At 66.5% G+C, this 16,982-nt stretch carries 21 protein-coding genes; 11 read left to right on the top strand and 10 right to left on the bottom strand.

What is annotated here, in order from left to right; all coding sequences use genetic code 11:
* Positions 1–88 precede the first annotated feature (88 nt).
* Positions 89–649 (bottom strand): hypothetical protein, encoded by a 561-nt coding sequence (locus NS1_RS14450; RefSeq protein WP_062985017.1) that lies wholly within the window; start codon positions 647–649, stop codon positions 89–91.
* A 430-nt stretch (positions 650–1,079) separates the two neighbouring features.
* Between NS1_RS14450 and NS1_RS14455 the strand changes: the two genes are divergently transcribed.
* A complete protein-coding gene (locus NS1_RS14455) occupies positions 1,080–2,372 on the top strand; it encodes a hypothetical protein (RefSeq protein ID WP_062985019.1) in 1,293 nt (430 codons plus the stop codon).
* A gap of 61 nt (positions 2,373–2,433) precedes the next feature.
* Here the strand turns inward: NS1_RS14455 and NS1_RS14460 are convergent, their stop codons facing one another.
* Positions 2,434–3,888 carry an AIM24 family protein gene (locus NS1_RS14460; protein WP_062985021.1) on the bottom strand — a complete coding sequence of 485 codons (1,455 nt, stop codon included), beginning with the start codon at positions 3,886–3,888 and terminating at the stop codon, positions 2,434–2,436.
* A gap of 175 nt (positions 3,889–4,063) precedes the next feature.
* Here NS1_RS14460 and NS1_RS14465 point away from each other — a divergent pair, with 175 nt between their 5' ends.
* Positions 4,064–5,488, top strand: a complete 1,425-nt coding sequence (locus NS1_RS14465; RefSeq protein WP_062985023.1) for an amidase — start codon at positions 4,064–4,066, stop codon at positions 5,486–5,488.
* Here the strand turns inward: NS1_RS14465 and NS1_RS14470 are convergent, their stop codons facing one another.
* Positions 5,489–5,722, bottom strand: a complete 234-nt coding sequence (locus NS1_RS14470; protein ID WP_056821736.1) for a hypothetical protein — start codon at positions 5,720–5,722, stop codon at positions 5,489–5,491. It lies immediately after the preceding gene.
* A gap of 212 nt (positions 5,723–5,934) precedes the next feature.
* Positions 5,935–6,375, bottom strand: coding sequence for a MarR family winged helix-turn-helix transcriptional regulator (locus NS1_RS14475; protein WP_255284534.1), 441 nt, complete (start codon positions 6,373–6,375; stop codon positions 5,935–5,937).
* Between the two features lie 79 nt (positions 6,376–6,454).
* Here NS1_RS14475 and NS1_RS14480 point away from each other — a divergent pair, with 79 nt between their 5' ends.
* From NS1_RS14480 to NS1_RS14500, 5 genes are all read left to right on the top strand, one after another.
* Complete coding sequence (locus tag NS1_RS14480) at positions 6,455–6,829, top strand: cupin domain-containing protein (RefSeq protein WP_062985323.1); 375 nt, start codon at positions 6,455–6,457, stop codon at positions 6,827–6,829.
* 67 nt (positions 6,830–6,896) lie between these two features.
* Entirely contained in the window at positions 6,897–7,835 is a 939-nt protein-coding gene (locus NS1_RS14485; protein WP_062985027.1) for a metal ABC transporter substrate-binding protein, read from the top strand.
* Positions 7,832–8,566 carry a metal ABC transporter ATP-binding protein gene (locus tag NS1_RS14490; RefSeq protein WP_062985029.1) on the top strand — a complete coding sequence of 245 codons (735 nt, stop codon included), beginning with the start codon at positions 7,832–7,834 and terminating at the stop codon, positions 8,564–8,566. The genes NS1_RS14485 and NS1_RS14490 overlap by 4 nt, the downstream gene beginning before the upstream one ends.
* Entirely contained in the window at positions 8,563–9,447 is an 885-nt protein-coding gene (locus tag NS1_RS14495; protein WP_062985031.1) for a metal ABC transporter permease, read from the top strand. The genes NS1_RS14490 and NS1_RS14495 overlap by 4 nt, the downstream gene beginning before the upstream one ends.
* A gap of 53 nt (positions 9,448–9,500) precedes the next feature.
* The gene (locus NS1_RS14500) at positions 9,501–9,839 is read left to right on the top strand and encodes an MmcQ/YjbR family DNA-binding protein (protein WP_062985033.1); all 339 of its coding nucleotides are present in this window, start codon (positions 9,501–9,503) and stop codon (positions 9,837–9,839) included.
* A gap of 32 nt (positions 9,840–9,871) precedes the next feature.
* On the opposite strand, the gene NS1_RS14505 is transcribed toward NS1_RS14500, so the two are convergent.
* Positions 9,872–10,303, bottom strand: coding sequence for a DUF8021 domain-containing protein (locus tag NS1_RS14505; RefSeq protein ID WP_056821727.1), 432 nt, complete (start codon positions 10,301–10,303; stop codon positions 9,872–9,874).
* An 86-nt stretch (positions 10,304–10,389) separates the two neighbouring features.
* Between NS1_RS14505 and NS1_RS14510 the strand changes: the two genes are divergently transcribed.
* The gene (locus tag NS1_RS14510) at positions 10,390–10,932 is read left to right on the top strand and encodes a YaeQ family protein (protein ID WP_062985035.1); all 543 of its coding nucleotides are present in this window, start codon (positions 10,390–10,392) and stop codon (positions 10,930–10,932) included.
* 100 nt (positions 10,933–11,032) lie between these two features.
* Complete coding sequence (locus NS1_RS14515) at positions 11,033–11,935, top strand: alpha/beta hydrolase fold domain-containing protein (protein ID WP_062985325.1); 903 nt, start codon at positions 11,033–11,035, stop codon at positions 11,933–11,935.
* Between the two features lie 4 nt (positions 11,936–11,939).
* On the opposite strand, the gene NS1_RS14520 is transcribed toward NS1_RS14515, so the two are convergent.
* Complete coding sequence (locus tag NS1_RS14520) at positions 11,940–12,521, bottom strand: TetR/AcrR family transcriptional regulator (protein ID WP_056821725.1); 582 nt, start codon at positions 12,519–12,521, stop codon at positions 11,940–11,942.
* Positions 12,522–12,610: 89 nt separating this feature from the next.
* Between NS1_RS14520 and NS1_RS14525 the strand changes: the two genes are divergently transcribed.
* On the top strand, positions 12,611–13,648 hold the full coding sequence (locus tag NS1_RS14525; protein ID WP_062985037.1) for a beta-ketoacyl-ACP synthase 3: 1,038 nt from the start codon (positions 12,611–12,613) through the stop codon (positions 13,646–13,648).
* Here NS1_RS14525 and NS1_RS14530 read toward each other — a convergent pair.
* The 4 genes from NS1_RS14530 to NS1_RS14545 form a co-directional block, all read right to left on the bottom strand.
* On the bottom strand, positions 13,645–14,157 hold the full coding sequence (locus tag NS1_RS14530; RefSeq protein ID WP_062985039.1) for a DUF1990 domain-containing protein: 513 nt from the start codon (positions 14,155–14,157) through the stop codon (positions 13,645–13,647). The genes NS1_RS14525 and NS1_RS14530 overlap by 4 nt on opposite strands.
* 27 nt (positions 14,158–14,184) lie before the next feature.
* Positions 14,185–14,514 (bottom strand): hypothetical protein, encoded by a 330-nt coding sequence (locus NS1_RS14535; RefSeq protein WP_056821718.1) that lies wholly within the window; start codon positions 14,512–14,514, stop codon positions 14,185–14,187.
* Between the two features lie 154 nt (positions 14,515–14,668).
* Positions 14,669–15,250 carry a TerD family protein gene (locus tag NS1_RS14540; RefSeq protein WP_056821894.1) on the bottom strand — a complete coding sequence of 194 codons (582 nt, stop codon included), beginning with the start codon at positions 15,248–15,250 and terminating at the stop codon, positions 14,669–14,671.
* 50 nt (positions 15,251–15,300) lie between these two features.
* Positions 15,301–15,579 carry a hypothetical protein gene (locus tag NS1_RS14545; protein ID WP_062985041.1) on the bottom strand — a complete coding sequence of 93 codons (279 nt, stop codon included), beginning with the start codon at positions 15,577–15,579 and terminating at the stop codon, positions 15,301–15,303.
* Between the two features lie 346 nt (positions 15,580–15,925).
* Between NS1_RS14545 and NS1_RS14550 the strand changes: the two genes are divergently transcribed.
* Positions 15,926–16,966 (top strand): ATP-grasp domain-containing protein, encoded by a 1,041-nt coding sequence (locus NS1_RS14550; protein ID WP_255284546.1) that lies wholly within the window; start codon positions 15,926–15,928, stop codon positions 16,964–16,966.
* Positions 16,967–16,982: the final 16 nt, after the last annotated feature.

Below are 16,982 nucleotides of genomic sequence, written 5' to 3' on the forward strand. Positions count from 1 at the left end.
CAGCACCGGTCCAGGCGTGACCGGTGGTTACGGACACCAGTGTGCCGCAGTATTGGCGTAGTGACAATAGTACCGACGAAATGGCCTCTCACCAGCGGATCATGGGCAGCGGTGAGAGGGGATGGATGAGCGCGCGCCGTACCGTGAGCTCCACCAGCTTGAAGTGGAACCCGCTGTCGGGGTAGCGCCGCATCAGCGCGGAGTAGGCCGCGTACGGCAGGCCGTAGCGGCGCGCGCCGAACGTCACGTCGATCAGATCGGCCCGCCGGAACAGCTCGACCGGGTCGGTGGCGTTGCCCGCCGAGCGCACGCGATGGTGGTCGCGGATCATCGCGGCGACCAGCTCGGCGATGTCCTCGCGGTTGTGCGCGATCAGCCAGTCGCCCGCCAGCGCGCACGACGGTTCGAGATAGTCGAACGTGGCGGCTGCCCAGATGCCGAGATCGTGGAAGGTCGCCGCCGTGCGGAACTCCTCGCGCGCGCTCGGTGGCGGCCCCGATTCGCCGCTGCGGGCGAACAACAGGTCGGCCGAGCGGAGTACCCGAAGCACGTGATGGAAGTAGGCCTTGCGGTCGGCGCCGAGCCGTGCGGTCCACGGTTCGAGCCGTTCGGCGATCGCTTGGTCGAGTTCGCTTGTGTGCTGGGTCAATTCGCTTCTCCGGAGTCGATCTCACGGGCGTGCACGAACCCCCCGGCACCCCCACCCAACCCTAGGTGGCCGTGGTTCGGGACGTCCGAGGAAACAAAGTTTCACCCGGGCGGTCGATGATCCGAGCGCGCGTGGCCGCGACGGCACCGGGGCGCTGATCCGGTCGGGTCGGGTTGTCGGCGCGCGGTGTTCGGCCACGGTCAGGCACCGAACCGCTGGAAACTCCGGCTCCGGCGGCGGCGGGGGATTATCTTCGCAGATCCGGTCGCCGCCCGAAATTGTTGGGCGTGTCGCGCGCGGCGCGCCGTGTACGGGCAGCCGTGTGGGAGCATCGGTTTCGCGCTCGAGGGTATATCGACTAAGAATGGCCTGTGCCGTTCACACCTGTGGTCACCTGCCTGCCTTCGCGCGCCCGGGGCGGTGGTCTGGCATGACGATCGAGTCCGGTCTCGAGGACGACGTCAGCCAGCTCGCCCAGCGAGTCGAACGTGCCCGGGGTCGCCTCGCCTACCAATTCGATCCAGCCCTCACCGACGCGCTCTCCGAAGACGAGCTGCGCGCCGAACGTGAACTCGCCGAACGCATCCGTGAACAGGATCGCGAGCAGCGCTGGAAGCACACCCAGGCGATGGCGTCCGCATCGGACCGCAGCCGACAGACCACCGAAGCGATCGAGAAGGCCGACATGCGAGATCTGCTGCTCGCCAGGAAGGCGATGGCGTCCCAGCGTCGCGAATCGAGCCCACACGCGAAGCTCGCCTCGCTGTATCGGCACCGGTCGTGGTCGCTGAAGGCATTGGCCGGCGTGGTGGGCGCCGGCATGCTGTGGTCGGCGGTGAACGTGCAGCAGAACATCGCGCCCGGTGGGCCGAGTGATCCGCTGTTCTGGTTCAGCTATCTGCTCGAGGCGATGATCAGCGTGTGTCTGATCATCATCATGGTCGGCACGAACAAGGTCGCCGAGTGGGGCGTGATCGACAACCGGCGCCAGGTCGCCCTCGCCGAGCTTTCGCTGCTCGGCCTCACCGTCACCCTCAACACCTATCCCTACGTGCGTGACGGGCGGTGGTACGACGTCGCCGTGCACGCGGTCGCGCCGGTGATGATCGGTGTCGCGCTCCTGATCCACGACGCGGTCAGCGCCCGCTACGGCTTGGCCATCACTCGGGCGACCAGCCAGGTCAGGGACCTGCCCGACCCGGCCGACAACCTCCTCGGCCGTCAGGCCACCGAGGGCGTCCGCCTCACCTACACCCCGCCGATGACGGGCATGGCTCGGGCGGAAACGGCCGCCGTCGCGGAAACGGCCGCCACCACCCCCGTCACCCGCGAACCCGCGTGGACGCCCACCGAGCCGATCACCAACGGCAACGGCCGCCCGCCGGAGAAGCGCAAGCGCTTCGGCATCGGCAAACCGTCCTCCGCCGACAAGGCCACCGCCAAGAAATCCGCCCCCGCGCCCGTCGTGGCACCGGAGCCCCCCAAGGAACCGGTCAAGCCGGAGCCGGCCACCGACTCGGTCCCCGCCGCCCGCAAGAGCGCGATCTCCGATATCGAGGCCCGCGTCGAAAAGGCTTTCGCCGAAGCCAATTTCGGCTACGAGGCGATCGAGCCGACCAGCATCTACGACACCGGCCAGTTCCGGATCGCGGAGAGCCTGGAACAGGAACTCAACGACATGCGTGAAGCCCGTCGCCAAGCCCGCAAGGAGCGCGCGAACTAGCAGACGAGACAAAGGCCGATACCCGCGAGTGAGCGGGTATCGGCCTTTGCTGTGTTCGGGGTCAGCCGAAGATGCTGCCGCCGGTGCCTGCCTGCTGGCCGCCGCCGGTGCCGCCGATGAGACCGCCCGGAGGCAGTTCGGACGGTTGGACGATGACGAAGCCGCGGCCGGAGAAGGCCAGGGTGCTCGCCTCGCCGGTGCTGCGGCCCATCAGACGGCCGAGGCCGAAGGAGTCGTTGCGCTTGATGCCGGTTTGCAGGCTGGACGACCACGCCACGGCGGCGTTGGGGTCGGCGTAGGTGGCCTGGTCGACGGTGAGGACGACGGGGCTGCCGTGGGTGGTGATGGCGATGCGGCCGCGCCCGGTGAAGACGCAGTTGAACAGGCCCGCGTTGGAGGCGTAGCCCGCCGCGCCCTGGACCCGGCCGATGTCGTAGCGCAGCGTGGAGTCGAAGGCGAGCACGTTGGCGCCGTTGATGGTGAGGCCGTCGGTGCCGTCGAGGTCGATGATGTGCACGTCGGCGGCGCTGTTGGCCAGGAACAGATCGCCTCGGCCGCTCACCTTCATCAGCGGCACGCCTTCGCCGGTGAGGTGCTGACGGATGGCGCGGCCGATGCCGCCGGAGCCGAGCGCTTCGAATTTCAGGTCACCCTGGTAGGCCACCATCGAGCCGGAACGCGCCATCACCTCCCCGTTCATGCCGACCTTCACCATCTTGCCGCCCTGCTTCTGGATACCGAGGCCGTTGACCTCGGCATGCGAGGGGTCGAACAGATCGCTGTGCACGGGCTGGGCTCCTTGCTGAGAAGAGAACGAGGGTTGCGGCTGGTGCGCGGGCGGCGGGGCGAACTGGCCCGGAGCGCCGTGACCGGGGTAGGCAGGTGGGGGAGTGGCCGGCTGCGCGAACTGTCCCTGCTGAACGGGGTTGCCCTGGGTGTAGGTCGGCGGAGGCGCGGAGGGGTAGCCAGGTGGCTGACTCGGCGGTACCGGCGCACTCTGCGCGGCGGGAACTTCGGGCTCGTCGTCGAGATTCACGCCGAAAGCCGAAGCGATACCGGCCAATCCGTCGTCATAGCCCTGCCCGATCGCCCGAACCTTCCACGCCCCGTTGCGCCGGTAGATCTCCACGCACACCACACCGCTCTCGGTGGTGAGCCCCGAAATCGGGAAAGTCAGTGCGGTGGAGCCGGATTCGATGGTGGCGGTCAGGGCGCCGACCGAGGCGAAGGTCGTGGGCCCACGACCGTCCAGACTCGCGGTGACCACCACCTTGTCCACATCGGCGGGCAATGCCGAGGTCTGCACGCCCACCACGTCGGGCCCACCATTGCCGTGCCGGTACACCACGCCCGGTCCGGTGGGCTGATTGAAGAAGACGAAGTCGGCGTCGGAACGAACTCTGCCCGCGCTGTTCACCAGCAGCGCCGACACATCGACCGACGCCGAACTCGCCACGGTGATGGTCAATTGATCACCGGGCGCGGGCCGGTTCTCGCCGGGAGCGAGTGCGGTCACGACACGATGCCCGAAGATCGGGTGATTTGTCCGATTCCCATGAGATCCACGATCTCGATAGTGCCGTGTATGTCGCCGCTTCGCCAGCGTCGACGCGCAAGGGGCCGATGCGTAGTGGATTGCCGGGTCGATCGTTACTGCTGCGAATGGCCGTCGGCGGCGATACGCTGCGGCCATGAGCTCCGCGGTCCATGGATTCACCGATGACGCACTCGGCACACACGACGCGGTCGGTGTCGCCGCGGCGTTGCGGGAGGGGGAGGTGAGTCGGGCGGAGGTGATCGACGCCGCGATCGCCAGGACCCGGCGGGTCGATCCGAGTTTGGACGCCGTGCAGATGACCTGTTTCGAGCGTGCGGCGTCGACCCCGGAAACCGCCGGCGTGTTCGCGGGCGTGCCCGCGTTCGTCAAGGACAACACCGATATCGCGGGCCTGCCGAGTTGCCACGGCTCGGCCGCGTTCACCCCGCACCCGGCCACGGTGACCAGCGGTCCCGGAGCGCAGTTCCTGCATTCGGGCGTGATCGTGCTCGGTAAGTCGACGCTGCCGGAGTTCGGCCTCACCGCGAGTACCGAGTTCACCCATCGCGCGCCGACCCGCAATCCGTGGAATCCGGAGTACTCGGCGGGTGCGTCCTCTGGCGGATCGGCGGCGCTCGTCGCGGCGGGGGTGGTGCCGATCGCGCATGCCAACGACGGTGGCGGCTCTATCCGCATCCCCGCCGCGGCCAACGGTCTCGTCGGCCTGAAGACCACCCGCAATCGCCTGCTCGACCAGCCGGGCGCCCGCAAACTGCCGGTGCACCTGGTTGCCGAGGGCGTGCTCACCCGCTCGGTCCGCGACACCGCGCACTACCTGGCCGCCGTCGAACGATTCGACCCGACGTCGAACCTGACGCCGGTCGGGCTGGTCGAGGGGCCGAGTACGCGACGGTTGCGGATCGGTCTGATCACCGCCGATATCCTCGGCCGCCCGGTGCACGCCGACAACGGCGTCATCCTGGCATCCGCGGCGAAGGTGCTCGAAGGTCTCGGCCACGAGATCGTCGAGATGCGCCTCGACGTGGATCCGCGCTTCGTCGAGGACTTCAAGCAGTACTGGGCGGTGATGGCCGCGGCGATGGCGCTGTCGTTCCGGCTCGGGCATCGCGGGCACTTCGATCCGCGCAAGCTCGACCCGTTCACCACCGGTCTGATCGGGCTGGCCAAGCGCAATCCGCTCGGTGTGGTCGCGTCGACGTGGCGGTTGCGCGGGGGTGTCGCGGCCTACGACAAGCATTTCGCCGACATCGACGTAATGCTCACCCCGGTGCTGTCCCATCCCGCGCCGCGCATCGGCGAACTCGCACCCGGCCAGCCGTTCGACGCGCTGTTCACCAAACTCGCCGACTACGTTGGCTTCACTCCGCTCAACAATGTCGGTGGGGGACCTGGCATTTCGCTGCCGCACGGGCTACTGCCGAGCGGTCTGCCCGGCTCGATCCAGTTCGCCGCTCGTCGTGGTGACGAGCGGACCCTGCTGGACCTGGCTTACCAACTGGAGGCGGCGAGCCCGTTCCCACGGATCGTCGATCGGGCCGCCGCCGCAGGTGCCGCCTGATCAGTTGTTGCGTACCGCGACATTGATCGGGCGCAGCCGTCCCGGGCTGTCGGTGCCCGCGTCGAATGCCCAGTGCTCGCCGTCCCAGCCGGGGTAATCGGCACGCCAGCGATCGACGAGACGCGCGTCCTCCAGCGAGGCGACGACGCCGGCCGAGCCGGTGTACTGCAGCCGCTCGTATTTGTGCCGGGTGACAGTGTCGACGGTGGATGAAGCGGTGGCTAGGACTGACATTGACCCTCCGGGATCGGGGCGAACGATGACGTGACGAGTGCGCTACCCGAGCCGTCGGCCCGGGTGCTGCGGTGGCGCGTCACCGCTCGATCCGAGAGTATGCCGCTCGCCGTGACATCGCGCAGGTTTTGAAAATCCAGTTCTTCGGATTAATTGAGTACCCGATATGAAATCGTCGGGACGCGTCGATTGGTTACGGGGGTGGCGACTGTTCACCAGCTCGGGCGGACCCGTCCTGGGACGACGACACGGCGCAGTGCGGCGCCGACCTGGGTGAGAGTCGCGGCGCCGAGGGCGTCCGACCAGGTCTGGGTGAATTCGGCCAGCGCGGCGTCGGCGGCCCGGGTGCACGCCCAGCCGCGGTCGGTGAGGGTGATCAGGCGGGCGCGCGCGTCGCGTGGGTGTGGGTTGCGGTCGGCGTAGCCCTTGCTGACCAATTCGTCGACCAGCTGGCTGGCCGCCTGTTTGGTGACGCCGAGGTGCTCGGCGATCTCGCCGACCGTCGCGCCGTCGGGCGCCATGCGCACGAAGGCGAAGCCGTGCGTCGGCCGGATATCGGTGAACCCCGCGGCGGTGACCCCGGCGTGCACCGCCTGGGTCACCTCGGCCGCTGCCGCGAGCAGCAGGAGGGGGAGGTCTGCGTTCGCGGGCACGACAGTCATTCTGGCACTTGACACAATGGTCAATCTACTTGACTATATAGACAAGTTGCTTGACCTTATGGAGGTTCGAATGCCGGTAATCCGTTCCGCCGACGCGCAGGTGCACGAGGTGCACAACGCTCGGTTCACGTCTTTGGTCCGTCCCGGCACCGGCAGTGCCGAACTGTGCGTCTGGCAGACGGAGGTCGCCGCCGATTCGGTCGGCGTGCCGCACCGCATCCTGGGGGAGGAGGCCTTCGTTCTGCTGTCGGGCGAGGTGACCATGACCATCGACGGTGAATCCGCGCCGATGAAACCGGGTGACGCGGCGGTCGCGCCCGCGGGCTCGGTGATCGCCCTCGCGAACTCGGCCGACGAGCCGGCCACGCTGGTGGTGTCCGTGCGCGTCGGCTTCGCGGCGGAACTCCCCGATGGCTCGACCTTCACCCCGCCCTGGGCATCCTGAGCCGTCTTCGCGACTGTTTCAAGACCAGAACTTGAAAGTTCGGTGACCCGAACAATATAATTCTGGAATGAGGGTTGGGTTCTACCGTTCGCCGGTGCGACGCCGGGTGCTCGCGGCATGTGTTCTGAGTGTCATGGCGTTCGCGCTCACCGCCTGCGGTGGGATCACCTCCTCCGACGACGACCGGAAGGTGGTCCTCACCACGTTCACGGTGCTCGCCGATATGGCTCGGAATGTGGCGGGCGAGCACCTGCGGGTGGAGTCCATAACCAAGGTCGGGGCCGAGATCCACGGTTACGAGCCGACCCCCGGCGATATCAAGAAGGCGGCCAAGGCCGACCTGATCCTGGACAACGGGCTCAACCTCGAGGCCTGGTTCAACCAGTTCGTCGCTGATCTCGATGTGCCGCACGCGGTGGTCAGCGAGGGGGTGGCGCCGATGGACATCAGCGAGGACGCCTACCGGGGCAAGCCCAATCCGCACGCCTGGATGTCGCCGGTGAACGCGCAGATCTACGTGGACAACATGGTTCGCGCGTTCACCGATCTCGACCCCGAACACGCCGACGCCTACCGTGCCAACGGTGATGCCTACAAAACCCAGCTCGGCGCGGTACGCGACGAGCTCGTCGCGGCGGTGAACACCCTGCCCGCCGACCAGCGCGCCCTGGTCACCTGCGAGGGCGCGTTCTCCTACCTCGCTCGTGACGCGGGGCTGACCGAGAAGTACATCTGGCCGGTCAACGCCGAACAGCAGGCCACCCCGCAGCAGATCGGCTCGACCATCGACTTCGTCCGCCAGCGCCGTGTGCCCGCCGTGTTCTGTGAATCGACCGTGTCCGACGCGCCGATGCAACGCGTGGTCGAAGCCTCCGGCTCGCGGTTCGGCGGCGTCCTCTACGTCGACTCGCTCTCCGAAGCCGACGGCCCGGTGCCGACCTATCTGCAGCTGATCCGCCACGACGCCGACACCATCGCGGCCGCACTCGCCGGAGCGTCCAAATGACCGCACCGGTTGTCGAAATCCAGGACGTGACAGTCCATTACGGTGATGTGCTCGCGCTCGACAATGTCGAACTCACCTTGAAATCGGGCCGGGTCTGCGGGCTGATCGGCATGAACGGCTCGGGTAAATCGACGCTGTTCAAGACCGTGATGGGTCTGGTGATGCCCGACCGAGGCCGGGTGCTGATCAACGGTCGCGCCCCGGCGGCCGCGCGCAAGGCGGGCAGTCTCGGATACGTGCCGCAGTCCGAGGACGTGGACTGGAGTTTTCCGCTGTCGGTGCGCGATGTGGTGATGACCGGGCGCTACGGGAAAATGGGGTTCACCCGCCGGGCGAGCAAGGCCGACCGCGCCGCCGTCGACGCGGCGCTGGCCCGCGTCGAGCTCACCGACCTGGCCGACCGGCAGATCGGTCAGCTCTCCGGTGGTCAGAAGAAGCGCACGTTCGTCGCCCGCGGCATCGCCCAGGAGGCGACGATCCTGCTGCTCGACGAGCCGTTCGCCGGTGTCGACAAGCGTTCCGAGGCGACCATCACCGCGCTGTTGCGTGAGCTGGCCGCGGACGGGGCCACGATTCTGGTCTCCACCCACGATCTGCACGCGTTGCCCCAATTAGCCGACGAGGCAGTGCTTTTGAACCGCCGGGTGCTCGAACACGGCGACCCCGATGTGGTGTTGCGTCCGGAGAACCTGGCCAAGGCCTTCGGCCTGGATGTGGACGGAGACCGATGAGCCTCGAGGAATTCTTCATCGACCCGCTGCGCTACGAATTCATGGTGCGCGCACTGGCCACCACCGTCACGGCGGCGGTGGTGTGCGCGGTGCTGTCGTGCTGGTTGGTGCTGATCGGCTGGTCGCTGATGGGTGACGCGGTGTCGCACGCGGTGCTGCCCGGGGTGGTGCTGGCCTATATCGTCGGCTGGCCGTTCGCCGTCGGCGCGGTGATCTTCGGGTTCCTCGCTGTCGCGTTGATCGGGGTCGTCCGCGATACCAGTCGCGTGAAAGAAGACGCCGCGATCGGCATCGTGTTCACCACCTTGTTCGCGTTCGGCTTGGTGCTGGTGTCGGTGACGCCGAGCCAAACCGACTTGAACCACATCGTTTTCGGCAACCTGCTCGGCGTGAGCCGCGGTGAGATGGTCCAGATCATGATTCTGGCCGCCATCGTCCTAGTCGCCCTTGTCCTCAAACGGCGCGACTTCACCCTCTACGCCTTCGACGCCACCCACGCCCACGCCATCGGCCTCAACCCCCGCGTCCTCGGTACCGCTCTACTCGCCCTGTTGGCGCTGACCTCGGTGGTCGCGCTGCAGGCTGTCGGCGTGGTCCTGGTGGTGGCCATGCTGATCATCCCCGGCGCCACCGCCTACCTGCTCACCGACCGTTTCTCCCGCATGCTCGTGATCGCCCCCACCGTGTCGGTGCTGTGCGCGGTGACCGGCCTCTACATCAGCTACCACCTCGATACCGCCGCGGGCGGCATGGTCGTGGTGACCCAGGGCGTCGCCTTCACCTTCGTCTACCTCTTCGCACCCCGCCACGGCGTGATCGGCCGCCGGATCACCGCCTCGCGCGCCCGCAAGTCGGTGACCACCATCGGGGTGGTCGACTAGGGTCCCGACGGCATCCGACCGGGGTGTCGGTGTGTGCTGTCAGGATGTAGATCATGAAGGTCACCGGGGACGACGTCCGCGCCTACGTCCTGTCGCTACCGCAGACGACGGAGCAATTCGCCTGGGGCATGCCGATTTTCAAGGTCGCGGGCAAGCTGTTCCTCACCCTTCCCGAGGACGAGACCTCGATGGCGGTCCGCTGCCCGATCCTCGACCGCGACGAACTGGTCCTCGCCGAACCCGACAAATTCTGGATCGCCTCGCACGAGTCCGGTAACCCCTGGGTCCGCGTCCGCCTGGCGTCGCTCGACGATCGCGAGGAACTGGAAGCCATAGTCACCGACTCCTGGCGCCAAGCCGCCCCGCGGGCCTTGCTGGAGGCAGACCAGTGAGCGCGTGACAGTCCACCGGTCCGCGAGATCGACTACAGCACCGGCGTGATCGTGGCCTCGATCGTCTGGATGGAGTCCACCGGGATGACGAAGGTCTCGGTGATCTCCACGGTGGTCAGGCGGATGTCGCCCACTCCGGTGTCGAGGAGGTAGTGGGTGGTGACCGTGTCGCCGGATTCGGACATGGTGAGGTCGCGAATGCCTCGGATCACGCGGTACTGGAGGCCGTTCTCCAAGTCGGCGCTCAGCTGCGGGCCCGAGTAGCCGGTTTGGAAGCCGACCTCGACGCGGGTGGCGTCGGGGGCGAAGGGGACCGCGCTCGCGTCGTGGGAAACCAGGGCGTCGAGGTAGGCGCGGGCAATGGCCTGACGGGGTGAGTCGGCCGCATTCGGTTCTGCCGCAGCGGTTGCCGTGCCGAGTGCGAGGAAAACGGCGGCCAGAGCCGAAACGTGAGTGATTCTCATGTACAGATGCTGGCGGTCCGGACCGGTAAGTGCAACCGGGAGTGCGCGAGTAGTCGACGTGGCGGCCCGGTAGGGTCGGAGCTCCTATGGCACTCAGCGCAACACTGCACAATTTCGCCGTTCAGCTCGCCGATGTGGACCGGGGGGTGTACGAGGATCTCGAATTGCGGGTGGCTCGGCATCCGTCGGAGACGCTGGAATACATGATCACGCGGATCCTCGCGTACTGCCTGCAGTACGAGGAGGGGATCGTCTTCAGCGACGGCGGGATTTCGGCGACCGATGAGCCCGCGGTGCAGGTTCGGGATATGACCGGGCAGACCACCGCGTGGATCGAAGTGGGTGCGCCTGACGCCGACCGTATTCATCGTGGGAGCAAACTCGCAGGTCGTGCGGTGGTTTATACCCATCGCGACCCGGCGAAGGTACTCGCGCAATACGCGGGCAAGAAGATCCACAACGCCGCGCGGATTCCGCTTGTCAGTTTCGATCGCGCGTTCATCGACGAGGCGGCGGCGCTGGTCGATCGTCGTAATACCGCCACCCTCTCGGTCACCGAGGGTGTGCTCTATCTGGACCTCAACGGCACCAGCTTGCGTACCGATGTCACCGAGCAACCCCTCGGCTGACGCCGGTACGGGGTAGCTTGGCGTGCACCGGCGACGCTCGGCCCGAGCGCTTCGACTGTGCCGGTCTCGTCGTCGAGTGGAGGTCGCGGTGCCCGGTGTGATGAGTCGGTTCGTGATTCCGGGATTCCTGCGGGTCACCCGGCGCAACCGGAACTACATCGATGCCGAGATGGCCACGGCACACGTGCGTGAGCGCGGGCTGCGGCCCGTCGCCTACGGTCCGCCGCGCAAACTCCGCGGTGTGGAGATCTCGGTGGCGCACGAGGGCGGCTGGCCGATCTACACCTTGACCCCGTCGGACGGCATCTCGCGCGGCGGCCTCGTGTACGCGCACGGCGGCGGCTGGGTGGGCGAAATCGCTACGCAACATTGGCAACTCGCGGCCCGCATCGCCGCGCAGACGCACCTCGTCGTGACGGTCCCGATCTATCCGCTGATCCCCTTCGGCACCGCGGCGCAGGTGATTCCCCGCTTCGCCGAACTGGTCACGGCCGCCGACAAGCGCTACGGCCCGACTTTCCTCGCCGGCGACTCCGCGGGCGGTCAGATCGCGCTGTCCACCGCGCTGCATCTGCGCGACGCGGGCCATACCGTTCCCCGCACGATTCTGATCTCGCCCGCCCTCGACCTCACCCTCGAAAATCCCGAGATCGACGAGGTGCTCCGACGTGATCCGTGGCTCGGTCGCGACGGCGGGCTGGTGTTCGGCAGGATGTGGAGTGGCGAACTATCGATGAAAGATCCCCTGGTCAGCCCGCTGTTCGGCGACCTCGTCGGGCTGGGTCCGCTCACTCTGTTCACCGGAACCGACGACATCCTGAACCCCGATGCCCGCCTGCTGGAGGCGAAGGCGCGTTCGGCGGGCGTCGACCTCGACTACCACGAAGAACCCGGACTCGTGCACGTCTACCCGCTCACGCCCAGCGCCGAAGGCGCGACGGCCCGCCGCCGGATCATCACCATCCTGCGTGCCGAACTGGATGCGGCGCACAGCATCTCGTGAGATCTCAACGCTCGGACAGGTGCACCTTGAACAGGATCGTCAGCTGAGTGACCGCCTGGTCGAACGGGTGTGACGACTTGAGCGCGCGGCTGTGCACGATCGTGCCCTCGATGGTGGTGAGCAGGAAACCGGCCAGCGACACCGCGGTGGAGCGTTCGATCCCGGTGGCCACGATCCCGTCGGCCAACCGGGCGGTCCATTCGGCGAAGGCCTGGCCCGCGATGGACTGGACGGCGGGGTCGAGCTCGTCGAGAGCGGCCGCCATCATGAACGAGCCCGCGGCGTAATCGGATTTTTCCAGCGGAATTCGCCAGAAGGCGAGTAGGTCGGTGAGCCACTGCTGGGCCGAGGGCGCGGTCTGGAGGGCGTCGGCCATCGAGCTCACGTGCGAGTACACCAGACGGGCCACGATTCGTGCCGCTGTCTGCACCAATTCGCCCTTGCCGGAAGGGAAGTGCTGGTACAGCGAGTTACGCGAGGTCCTACTGCGCTTAAGTAGTTCACTCAGCGCGGCCGCGTGCACACCGTGTTCCTGGACGGTGCTGATCGTGTGCTCGATCAGTCGGGCGCGTGGTCCGGCAGCCATCCGATCTTCTCCTACCCCTTGATTGAACCGATCGGTTCATGTTAGACCTATTTATACGTGAACCGATCGGTTCATATGGAGAGGATGCCATGCCCACCCCCATTGCCACCGCGGTTCCGGTCACCCACGCGGGAATTCTCGGCCTCGGCGTGTACCGCCCGCGCCGTGTCGTGCCCAATGCCGAGATCGTCGACGCGATCGAGTCGTCGGACGAATGGATCAAGACCCGTTCCGGGATCGCCGCCCGGCACTGGGCCGAGCCCGACGAGACGATCGTCTCGATGAGCGTCGCGGCCGCGCGTGACGCGCTCGCGGCGGCGGGGGTGAGCGCCGAGCAGGTCGATGCGGTGGTGCTCGCGACGTCGTCGCAGATGGTGCTCGGCCCATCGGCGGGCGCGGTGGTGGCGACCGAACTCGGCATGCACGACACCGCCGCCTTCGACATTTCCGCCGGCTGCGCCGGCTTCTGTTACGCGTTGGCCGATGCGGCGAATCTGGTGCGCTCGGGTCAGGCGCGGCAGGTGCTGGTGATCGGGGTGGAGCGGCTGTCGGATCTGCTCGACACCACCGATCGCGGGTGCGCGTTCATCTTCGCCGACGGCGCCGGTGCGGTCGTCGTCGGCGCGGCCGAACAGGAGGGGATCGGCCCGGTCGCGTGGGGTTCGGATGGCTCGCGGACCTCGGCGATCAAGCAGGACAAGGACTTTCTCGAGTATTTCGCCGAAGTCGCCGCGGCCGAGGCCAGTGGTGGTACTTCGCAACGTCCCTATATTCGGATGAACGGCACCGAGGTATTCCGGTGGGCTGTCACGTTCTTGGAGAAAGCCTGTCGTGACGCGCTCGATCACGCGGGGCTCACGGCCGCCGACCTCGACGCTTTCGTCCCGCATCAGGCCAATATCCGCATCACCGACGCGCTGGTCCGCACCCTCGGCCTGCCCGAGAAAGTCGCCGTCGCTCGCGACATCATCGAAACCGGTAATACGAGCGCCGCCTCCATTCCGATGGCCATGGAACAACTCGTGCGCTCCGGCGCCGCCAACCCTGGCGACACGGCGCTACTGCTCGGCTTCGGCGCCGGTCTGGCGTACGCGGGCCAGGTCGTTCATCTGCCCCCGATCGCCTAGTTCACCAGCGCGCGCAGATATCGGCGACGGTAGAAGCGTTGCGCGACAAGAAGTATCGGAAAAGCGAAGCGCCATGGTCCGGTCGGTGCCGGTCTCGTCAGCGAGCGAAGGGTGAGCGAGACGGTGCCGACCGAATCTCGATGCACGACAAAGGCTTCCTCGCCGCTGACCGGATGGCCGGGCAGGGTGCCGTAGGCGAAGCCGCACCGGTTCTCGGTCTCGACCACCGCGACTACGCGAACCGGCTCGTGGACGGAGGCAGGCCCCCATCCCGCGCTGATCCGGTACTTCGCGTCCGTCGACACCGCGACATCGGGAGCGATGCGAAAGCCACTGCGGCGCTTGATGCCCCACGTCATGACGGCCTCGGACGCGGCGGCCCACGTCGGCTCGCCGTAGCCGATCACCACCGTGGCGTCGAACCGGCGGAATCCGGGGAATTCGCCGGTCCAGATTTCGTCGGCCGGGCTGGTCGCGCCGGCCGGGGCGTAGGTGAGTTCCTCGTGCATGAGGTGACGATAGGTGCCGTCAGGTGGTCATGCGTTCGCCTTCTCGCGCAGCGACCGCTGGGTCACCGGGACCGCGTAGGCCGCGCCGTCGCGGATGCCGAATTCGAAGCGGCAGGGGAACAGTGAGGGTAGGCCGGTCGCGCGTAGGTCGAAGTTCGCGGCGAGGGTTTGCATGGCCCAGTTCTGTAGCGAATCCGGGAGCTGCAGGGTGGTGCCGTCGACGCAGCACACGTAGGCGTGGGTCTGCTCTCCGTCGACAGGCAAGGGGTTGCGCAGACCGACCGCGCCGATTTCCAGAATTCGTCCGGCGTTGCGGGAAGTAGCGACGCTCGGCAAATCCAACTCGATGTCGTCCATGCGGAAAACCGTATCGCAGCAACTATTCAGGGAACACCGAAATCGCGTGGTCTTGACGAACTTCGCTGATGTCGCAAATACGGGAAAGGGCGAGGTCGTCGCCGCACCGCGGCGGAGCTCGGCGCGGTGCGCGCCGGGCCCTGCCGCCTCGGTGTCAGCCGATGGCGAAGCGCAGCAACGCCTGGCGATCGCCCTGCTTGATCTTGCCCTTGCGGTCGAGGACCTCCAGCTGCCACACCGGACCGTTGCGGAAGGTGCGCGCGATCGCGTTGGCGTTTTCCGCGCCGAGCAGTGACGGCCAGATGTCGGCGACGGGCTGGGAATCGCCGCCGGTGGCGTCGTAGATCTTGAACGAGACGTTGTTGGCCTTCTCGAAGGAGCTGCCCTTCTTGAACGCGACGGCGACGAAAACGATGGAGTCGATGGCGGGGGGAACATTGCTGAACGTGACGTGCACGGTCTCGTCGTCGCCCGCGGCCGCACCGGTCTGCTCGTCGCCGGTGTGCAGCACCGATCCGTTGGCGAGCGGGTCGAGCGAATCCAGACCGGCGAACCGCACCGGTTCACCACCTTGGAACAGCACGGCGATCAGATCCAGGTCGACACCGCGCTTGCGCCGGGCCATTCCGAGAATTCCACCGCTGGAACCTGCCGACGGATCCCAGCTCACCCCCACACTCATCTTGGTGATACCGGCGAGATCGGCTGCGCCGTCTTCTTTCTTGAGAGTAATCACGATTTTCAGGCTACGGACTTCGCTCGTCGCGTGCAGGGCCGCGGAATCGGTCAGCCGGAATGGGTCGCGAGGTAGACGAGGGCGGTCACCGCCAGGGCTATCGCGCCGAGGATCCCGCCCGCGATCGTGTCGGCGCGGTTGGTGGCCACCCCGCTCTCGATCCGGTCCCAGCCGACGAACGCGGCGGCCACGGCCCCGATTCCGGCGGGGGCGGCGACGAACTCGCTGACCACGGGAATGAACGAGACCGCGCAGGCGATGATGCCGAGCACCAACGCCGCGAGGCCGACGCCGTTGCGTGGCGGCGGCAGGGGCTCGGGACCGGGCATGGGATGAGGGTAGCCCTCGGTCACAGCTTCGTCATGGTTGGTCGCGCGGGGGTCGGGTACTCCATGGAAATGGCAGCCCTGCGGGGATTCACTCAGAGTCCCGGGTTTCCGGGCTGTGTAGTTCGAAAGGGGATAAGGTTTGTCGATTTCAGGTGACGAATCGAAAAGTCGAAACCCGGACAAAGGTTATGTAGCCCTATTGGGTTGGAGTTTGAACGCGGTCGAGGCGATCGACCGGTTCGACCGACGCTATATCGTAGTCGCGCCCGAATGGGCGGAAAGTTATTGTACCGAGCACGACATTCCATATATCCCCTGGGATTTCGAGCGGCTCAACGACCGTTCGATGGAGATCGCGGAGACCCTGAAGAAAAAGGGGGTCGACGTCGCCATTCCGATCTTCGAGGAGACGGTGGAGTGGGCGGGTGCGATCAATTCCGTACTGCTCGATAATCCTCGGCTGCTCGGGCAGTCCATGCTCCTGCGTGACAAGTCGTTGATGAAACGGCGCGCGCAGCTCGGTGGTATCCGGGTCGGCATCTTCGAAGAGGCGCACGAGCGCGACGATGTGATCCGCTTCCTGAAACGGGTCAATCAGACCCTGCTGAAGCTCGACGGTGATCCCAACGATCCGATTCACCTCAAGGCCTTCGACAAGGCGGGCTGCCTCGGCCATCGGATCATCCGGACCCCCGACGAGGTCGACACCATCCCCGACGACGAGTTCCCGATGCTGATGGAATCCCATTTGGACGGCTGGGAGTTCGCGGTCGAGGCCTGGGTCCACAACGGCCGTATCTGCTTCCTGAACATCTCGGAGTACGTGACGCTCGGATACTCGGTGTTCGTGCCCGCGACGCCGGAGCTGGAGAAATACCGGCCCGAGATCACTCGGCAGGTCGAAAAGCTGATCAAGACCTTCGACATCGAGTTCGGCTTCATCCATCCGGAGTACTTCGTCACCAGCGACGGGGAGATGTATTTCGGCGAAGTCGCCTACCGGCCGCCGGGTTTCAAGGTGTTCGAGCTGCTGGAACGGACATACGGTTTCAACGCCTATCATGCGCTGGTGCTGGCTTTCGACCCGAAATCCACCGACGAGGAGATCGAAGCGTTCTTCCCGAAGGAAGTGGTCGATGCCACCGGCCACGCGGGATGTTTCGGCGTGTATCCACGTCGGCGTGTGGTCAGCCGACTGTCGGTGCCGCCCGAGACCGAAGATCACGATTACTTCGAGACGCACGAGCTCACGGCGCCACAGGCCGAAAAGGTCACCAAACGTACCGCATTCGGTAATCACTGGGGTCTGCTCTATTTCTTCGGCGAGGACCCGTACACTCTGCGGGATCTGTTGAAGCGACAAGAAGAGCTCGACTTCTACATTTGATCCGTTGCCAGGGGCA

It is taken from the genome of Nocardia salmonicida NBRC 13393, from assembly GCF_001613085.1.
In the GTDB taxonomy this organism is placed as follows: Bacteria; Actinomycetota; Actinomycetes; order Mycobacteriales; family Mycobacteriaceae; genus Nocardia; species Nocardia salmonicida.

Coding starts and splice junctions, on each gene's coding strand:
- NS1_RS14455 (WP_062985019.1), top strand. CDS start 1,080: ATGACGATCGAGTCCGGTCTCGAGGACGACGTCAGCCAGCTCGCCCAG.
- NS1_RS14465 (WP_062985023.1), top strand. CDS start 4,064: ATGAGCTCCGCGGTCCATGGATTCACCGATGACGCACTCGGCACACAC.
- NS1_RS14470 (WP_056821736.1), bottom strand. CDS start 5,722: ATGTCAGTCCTAGCCACCGCTTCATCCACCGTCGACACTGTCACCCGG.
- NS1_RS14480 (WP_062985323.1), top strand. CDS start 6,455: ATGCCGGTAATCCGTTCCGCCGACGCGCAGGTGCACGAGGTGCACAAC.
- NS1_RS14485 (WP_062985027.1), top strand. CDS start 6,897: ATGAGGGTTGGGTTCTACCGTTCGCCGGTGCGACGCCGGGTGCTCGCG.
- NS1_RS14490 (WP_062985029.1), top strand. CDS start 7,832: ATGACCGCACCGGTTGTCGAAATCCAGGACGTGACAGTCCATTACGGT.
- NS1_RS14495 (WP_062985031.1), top strand. CDS start 8,563: ATGAGCCTCGAGGAATTCTTCATCGACCCGCTGCGCTACGAATTCATG.
- NS1_RS14500 (WP_062985033.1), top strand. CDS start 9,501: ATGAAGGTCACCGGGGACGACGTCCGCGCCTACGTCCTGTCGCTACCG.
- NS1_RS14505 (WP_056821727.1), bottom strand. CDS start 10,303: ATGAGAATCACTCACGTTTCGGCTCTGGCCGCCGTTTTCCTCGCACTC.
- NS1_RS14510 (WP_062985035.1), top strand. CDS start 10,390: ATGGCACTCAGCGCAACACTGCACAATTTCGCCGTTCAGCTCGCCGAT.
- NS1_RS14515 (WP_062985325.1), top strand. CDS start 11,033: ATGAGTCGGTTCGTGATTCCGGGATTCCTGCGGGTCACCCGGCGCAAC.
- NS1_RS14520 (WP_056821725.1), bottom strand. CDS start 12,521: ATGGCTGCCGGACCACGCGCCCGACTGATCGAGCACACGATCAGCACC.
- NS1_RS14525 (WP_062985037.1), top strand. CDS start 12,611: ATGCCCACCCCCATTGCCACCGCGGTTCCGGTCACCCACGCGGGAATT.
- NS1_RS14530 (WP_062985039.1), bottom strand. CDS start 14,157: ATGCACGAGGAACTCACCTACGCCCCGGCCGGCGCGACCAGCCCGGCC.
- NS1_RS14535 (WP_056821718.1), bottom strand. CDS start 14,514: ATGGACGACATCGAGTTGGATTTGCCGAGCGTCGCTACTTCCCGCAAC.
- NS1_RS14545 (WP_062985041.1), bottom strand. CDS start 15,579: ATGCCCGGTCCCGAGCCCCTGCCGCCGCCACGCAACGGCGTCGGCCTC.
- NS1_RS14550 (WP_255284546.1), top strand. CDS start 15,926: ATGGAGATCGCGGAGACCCTGAAGAAAAAGGGGGTCGACGTCGCCATT.